This window comes from Erwinia sp., assembly GCF_031978025.1.
In the GTDB taxonomy this organism is placed as follows: Bacteria; Pseudomonadota; Gammaproteobacteria; order Enterobacterales; family Enterobacteriaceae; genus Erwinia.
Window position 1 is genome coordinate 1 of the sequence record NZ_DALZCD010000280.1, and the last position, 5451, is coordinate 5451.

Consider the following 5451-nt stretch of genomic DNA (forward strand, 5'->3'; position numbering starts at 1 on the left):
AGCAGCATGGCATTCCGGTGTTTCAACCCAAATCCCTGCGTCCCGAAGAGAACCAGCAGCTGGTTGCCGCGCTGCAGGCTGATGCCATGGTGGTGGTCGCCTACGGGCTGATCCTGCCTGCCGCCGTCCTGGCTATGCCACGCCTGGGCTGTATTAATGTGCACGGTTCGCTGTTGCCGAAATGGCGCGGTGCCGCTCCCATCCAGCGTTCACTCTGGGCTGGCGATGCGGAGACCGGCGTGACCATTATGCAAATGGACGTGGGCCTGGATACCGGCGATATGCTGTACAAGCTGGCCTGCCCGATTGAAGCAGATGATACCAGCGCCAGCCTCTATCAAAAGCTGGCCGAACTCGGCCCTCAGGGTATGTTAACCACCCTTGAGCAGCTTGCCAGTGGTCACGCGCAACCTGAGGTACAGGATGAAGCGCTGGTTAGCTATGCGGAAAAACTCAGCAAAGAAGAAGCGAAGCTGGACTGGATGCTATCTGCCTCCCAGCTGGAGCGCTGCATTCGCGCTTTTAATCCCTGGCCAGTCAGCTACTTCACTCTAGAAGACCAGCCGATAAAAGTGTGGAAAGCCTCTGTATTGCCGCACGTTGCAAAGCAGCCGGGTGAAATCGTGCAGGCGGACAAAAACGGCATCCAAATTGCGACTGCCGATGGCGTTCTGAATATCGAAGAGCTACAGCCTGCCGGCAAAAAAGCCATGAAAGCGCAGGATCTACTGAACTCCCGCCGCGAATGGTTTACGCCTGGCAATATCCTTGCCTGACCTTTCGCCCGGCCTCGCGCCGGGCGATATTTAAAGCGATCCTATGAAAAAAAATACTAATCTGCGCAGCGTGGCTGCCGAGACTATTGAAAAAGTAGTCGAAAAAGGCGAGTCATTAAGCACCGTGCTTCCTGTGGCGCAAAAATTGCTGGCGGAAAAAGACGCTGCCCTGCTGCAGGAACTGTGCTACGGCGTGCTGCGCACGCTGCCGCAGCTGGAATGGGTTATCAGCCAGCTGATGGAACGCCCACTTACCGGAAAACAACGCGCCATACATTTCCTGATTATGGTTGGTCTTTACCAGCTCATGTTCACCCGTATTCCAGCTCACGCCGCACTGGCGGAAACGGTAGAAGGCGCAGTGGCGCTTAAGCGACCGCAGCTGAAAGGGCTGATTAATGGCGTACTGCGGCAGTTTCAACGGAAACAAGAAGAACTGACCACGGCGATGGCCGAGGGCGATCAGCAGTATCTGCATCCGAAATGGCTGCTAGCCAGGTTGAGAAATGCCTGGCCCGGGCAGTGGCCGCAAATAGTGGATGCTAATAACCAGCGGCCGCCGATGTGGCTGCGCGTAAATCGGCAGCATCACAGCCGCGAAGAGTGGCTAAAGCTGCTGCAGGAAACCGGTAAAAATGCCGAACCTCACCCGCTGCATAAAGATGCCCTGCGGCTTGAAACCCCTTGTGCCGTATCGCAGCTACCGGGATTTGATCTTGGCTGGGTTACGGTGCAGGACGCGTCAGCTCAGGGATGCATCGCGTTGCTCGATCCACAAAACGGCGAAACAATTCTGGACCTGTGCGCCGCGCCAGGCGGTAAAACCACGCATATTCTGGAGGCGGCACCTGAAGCCAGGGTTATGGCCGTGGATATTGATGCGAAGCGTTTAGCAAGAGTCAGCGAAAATCTTCAGCGACTGAATATGACTGCCGAAGTAAAAGTCGGGGACGGCACGCTGCCTGAACAATGGTGCGGCGACCAACAGTTCGATCGCATTCTGTTGGATGCGCCCTGCTCCGCGACGGGCGTAATTCGTCGCCATCCGGATATTAAATGGCTGCGTCGGGATCGGGATATTCCTGAGCTGGCCGCTATTCAGCAGCAAATACTGGATGCTATCTGGCCCCATTTGAAACCGGGCGGTACCTTGCTTTACGCCACCTGTTCAATATTGCCGGAAGAGAATCATCTGCAGGTTGCGGCGTTTTTAGCGCGTCACAGTGATGCTACGCTAAGTGATACCGGCGACAAACAGCAGCCGGGCATTCAGGTTTTTCCTGATGCTCAGGGTGGTGACGGCTTTTACTATGCGAAGCTGGTGAAAAAATAACGTAGCGGCCGGTACAGCTGGCCTACTCCTTTTTCCTGAACAGACTGAAGCACAATGAAAATCATTATTCTTGGCGCCGGTCAGGTCGGCGGCACACTTGCTGAAAACCTGGTAGGTGAAAACAACGATATTACCGTAGTGGATACGGATTCCGGCCGCCTGCGTCAGCTACAGGATAAATACGATTTACGTGTGGTGCAGGGTCACGGCTCTCATCCACGCGTACTACGAGAAGCCGGGGCGGAAGATGCCGATATGCTGGTAGCAGTGACCAGTTCGGATGAAACCAATATGGTGGCCTGCCAGGTTGCCTACTCTCTTTTTAATACGCCCAATCGCATCGCCCGTATTCGGGCACCGGACTACTTGCGCGATGCTGAACGGCTTTTTATCCCCGAAGCCGTTCCGATTGATCATCTGATCTCGCCTGAGCAGCTGGTTATCGACAATATCTATCGGCTAATTGAATACCCGGGCGCGCTGCAGGTCGTTAATTTTGCCGAAGGCAAGGTCAGCCTGGCGGTAGTAAAAGCCTATTATGGCGGGCCGCTGGTTGGTAATCCCCTGGCTATCATGCGTGAACACATGCCTCATATTGACACGCGCGTTGCCGCGATCTTTCGTCAGGATCGCCCCATCCGTCCACAAGGTTCGACCATTGTGGAAGCGGGTGACGAAGTGTTTTTTATCGCCGCAAGCCAGAATATCCGCGCAGTGATGAGCGAGTACCAGCGCCTGGAAAAGCCCTATAAGCGGATTATGATTGTTGGCGGCGGAAATATCGGTTCAGGCCTGGCCCAGCGCCTGGAAAAAAACTACAGCGTAAAACTGATTGAACGTAACCCACAGCGGGCCGCCGAGCTGGCGGAACTGCTGCAAAATACCATCGTCTTTTATGGGGATGCATCGGATCAGGAACTGCTTGCCGAAGAACATATTGATCAGATCGATCTTTTCATAGCCATTACTAACGATGACGAAGCCAATATCATGTCGGCCATGCTGGCAAAAAAAATGGGCGCGAAGAAGGTTATGGTGTTGATCCAACGGAAAGCCTATGTCGATCTGGTTCAGGGCAGCGTGATCGATATTGCTATCTCGCCGCAGCAGGCAACAATTTCGGCCCTGCTGGGACACGTGCGTAAGGCTGATATTGTCGGCGTCTCTTCGCTACGCCGTGGCGTTGCCGAAGCGATCGAGGCGATCGCGCATGGGGATGAAACCACCTCCCGCGTTGTTGGCAGATCTATTGATGATATCAAGCTTCCGCCGGGCACGATTATTGGCGCGGTTGTGCGCGGTGATGACGTGATGATCGCTAATGACAACTTGCGGATCGAACAGGGCGATCATGTGATCATGTTCCTGACCGACAAAAAATTTGTGCCTGACGTAGAAAGGCTTTTTCAGCCCAGTCCGTTCTTTTTATAACGTCTTACGCGCTGCCAGGGAAAGGCACCGTCTTTATTGCCCACCGCTCTTCTTTTTCACATCCGTCTCATTTTTCTCCGCGATGACCATGGCAAAAGCCGTTTCGTTTGTTAGACTTATCCACTGGCACAGGAAAGGAGACAACAATGAGTTTATTCAAAGAGTTTCGCGATTTTGCTATGCGCGGCAATGTGGTCGATCTGGCAGTCGGCGTTATTATTGGTGCCGCATTCGGTAAAATCGTTTCTTCTCTGGTAGCGAACATAATTATGCCGCCGCTGGGATTACTGATTGGTGGAATAGACTTCAAGCAGTTTGGCTGGGTACTTAAACCTGCAGTGGGCGATGCGCCTGCAGTCGTCATGCAGTACGGTATCTTTCTGCAGAACGTTTTTGATTTTATTATTGTCGCTTTTGCTATCTTCCTGGCTATTAAATTAATGAACAAGCTGCACAAGAAGAAAGAAGTTGAAAAGCCGGCGCCTAAAATCAGTGCTGAAGAGACGTTGCTGACTGAAATCCGCGATCTGTTAAAACAGAAAAACGGTCAGATTTAGCGGTGAGGATTAAAAAAGAACCGCCTTTAAAGGCGGTTTTTTTATACCCTGAAAGCAGAAGGCCAGTGGTAAAGTCGACTTTACCACTGGCCTCCCGGGCGATGTGTTTGTCCTTACGTCGATAGCTACCTTTACCTTTTTTATTCGCTTCGATACGGGTTTTAAACAGCGGATCGTGTAGTAGCGCTTCCAGCGCATTATCGCGAATGGTGCCTTTTTTATGCTGATATTTGGTCATGTAAAATCCTCATGGTTGAATCGGCACTGAATATAGAACTGAAAAGGCAAAAAATCAATCTGCCGTCGGGGCCAGCGCACCTTTTTCTAATGCTTCCAGAATCGAGCAGTAAACGCTGCTATGAGCCGTCCCGCAGCAAGCATCATTTAGCCTTGTCAGTGAACGCTGCATATGCTGCAGTTCAGCGATCATGCTTTCAACTTCCTGCAGTCTCGTCTGCACAATAGTTTTGGATTCCTGACAGGTATGATGAGCAGGATCCACCCGGATCGAAAGCAGTTCACGGATCGCTTCCAGACTAAAACCTAGCTGTCTGCCATAGCGAATAAACCTGAGCCGTTGAAGATCGTTCTGGCTGTAGAGCCTGAATCCCCCTTCCGTACGGATCTCATGATCCATCATTTGCTGCTTTTCGTAATAACGGATCGTATCGGGCGTGACGTCCGCCAGTTTAGCAAGCTGACCTATTTTGTACATTTATCCGCTCCAAACAAACGCTCCTGCAGCCGCTCGCCATACTCCTTTCTGAGAAAATCGGTGTCCATCCCTGCCTGCCTGAGTTTGCTCTCTAAGAGTGTAAGATGTTTGGCAAAATGGGAATAGCGCTCATCTGCAGGGTCAATACCGGCCAGTAGCTCATGCAGTTCCACCGCTTCGCGTCGCATTTCCAGTTCAGGAGGCAGATAACCTGAGTTTTTCAGCAGGCGATAAGCCGCGCGCAGCTCAACCGGAACATGCCTGTCATCATCCAGCGTCAATTTTTTACCGGAACCGGGAAGGTTATCAAATTCGCCATTTTTCTGGGCTTCGGAGATGTGCTGTTCTACCAGCTGGTCAAATAACCACATCATGACCTCGCAGACGGAAAAGGAAACCAGCAGGATAGCGCGATGTGAAAGGCAGGGGAAATTTCAGACATAAAAAAACCGGGCTTACGCCCGGTTTTTCCAGATTGCGACAGATGTTACTCTGCTGCTTCTGCTTGAGCTTCTGGACGATCAACCAGCTCGATGTAAGCCATCGGAGCGTTGTCACCAGCGCGGAAGCCACACTTCAGAATACGAGTGTATCCACCGGCACGCCTCGCGAAACGCGGGCCCAGCTCGTTAAACAGTT

The 5451-nt window shown here is 52.3% G+C and carries 7 protein-coding genes and 1 pseudogene; 4 read left to right on the top strand and 4 right to left on the bottom strand.

The genetic code is table 11. From position 1 onward, the window contains the following. The 4 genes from fmt to mscL all read left to right on the top strand — a co-directional run. Nucleotides 1-776 (top strand): methionyl-tRNA formyltransferase (gene fmt, locus RTK32_RS18165; RefSeq protein ID WP_312046449.1); only part of this gene is annotated, 776 nt, incomplete at its 5' end. 43 nt (nt 777-819) lie between these two features. Further along, a complete protein-coding gene (rsmB, locus tag RTK32_RS18170) occupies nt 820-2109 on the top strand; it encodes a 16S rRNA (cytosine(967)-C(5))-methyltransferase RsmB (protein WP_312046450.1) in 1290 nt (429 codons plus the stop codon). A gap of 54 nt (nt 2110-2163) precedes the next feature. Continuing rightward, nucleotides 2164-3540, top strand: a complete 1377-nt coding sequence (gene trkA / locus RTK32_RS18175) for a Trk system potassium transporter TrkA (RefSeq protein ID WP_312046452.1) — start codon at nt 2164-2166, stop codon at nt 3538-3540. A gap of 146 nt (nt 3541-3686) precedes the next feature. After that, entirely contained in the window at nt 3687-4097 is a 411-nt protein-coding gene (mscL, locus tag RTK32_RS18180; protein ID WP_125290976.1) for a large-conductance mechanosensitive channel protein MscL, read from the top strand. A 46-nt stretch (nt 4098-4143) separates the two neighbouring features. Here the strand turns inward: mscL and RTK32_RS21355 are convergent. The 4 genes and pseudogenes from RTK32_RS21355 to RTK32_RS18200 all read right to left on the bottom strand — a co-directional run. Next, nucleotides 4144-4335: pseudogene (locus RTK32_RS21355) on the bottom strand (alternative ribosome-rescue factor A); the annotation flags it as partial. 54 nt (nt 4336-4389) lie between these two features. Then, entirely contained in the window at nt 4390-4812 is a 423-nt protein-coding gene (gene zntR, locus RTK32_RS18190; RefSeq protein WP_312046457.1) for a Zn(2+)-responsive transcriptional regulator, read from the bottom strand. Continuing rightward, nucleotides 4800-5183 (bottom strand): DUF1992 domain-containing protein, encoded by a 384-nt coding sequence (locus tag RTK32_RS18195; RefSeq protein WP_312046459.1) that lies wholly within the window; start codon nt 5181-5183, stop codon nt 4800-4802. Before RTK32_RS18195 ends, zntR begins: the two co-directional genes overlap by 13 nt. 116 nt (nt 5184-5299) lie before the next feature. Next, nucleotides 5300-5451, bottom strand: a 152-nt coding sequence (locus tag RTK32_RS18200; protein ID WP_312046461.1) for a L17 family ribosomal protein, incomplete at its 5' end; no start/stop codon positions are given.

Coding starts and splice junctions, on each gene's coding strand:
- rsmB (WP_312046450.1), top strand. CDS start 820: ATGAAAAAAAATACTAATCTGCGCAGCGTGGCTGCCGAGACTATTGAA.
- trkA (WP_312046452.1), top strand. CDS start 2,164: ATGAAAATCATTATTCTTGGCGCCGGTCAGGTCGGCGGCACACTTGCT.
- mscL (WP_125290976.1), top strand. CDS start 3,687: ATGAGTTTATTCAAAGAGTTTCGCGATTTTGCTATGCGCGGCAATGTG.
- zntR (WP_312046457.1), bottom strand. CDS start 4,812: ATGTACAAAATAGGTCAGCTTGCTAAACTGGCGGACGTCACGCCCGAT.
- RTK32_RS18195 (WP_312046459.1), bottom strand. CDS start 5,183: ATGTGGTTATTTGACCAGCTGGTAGAACAGCACATCTCCGAAGCCCAG.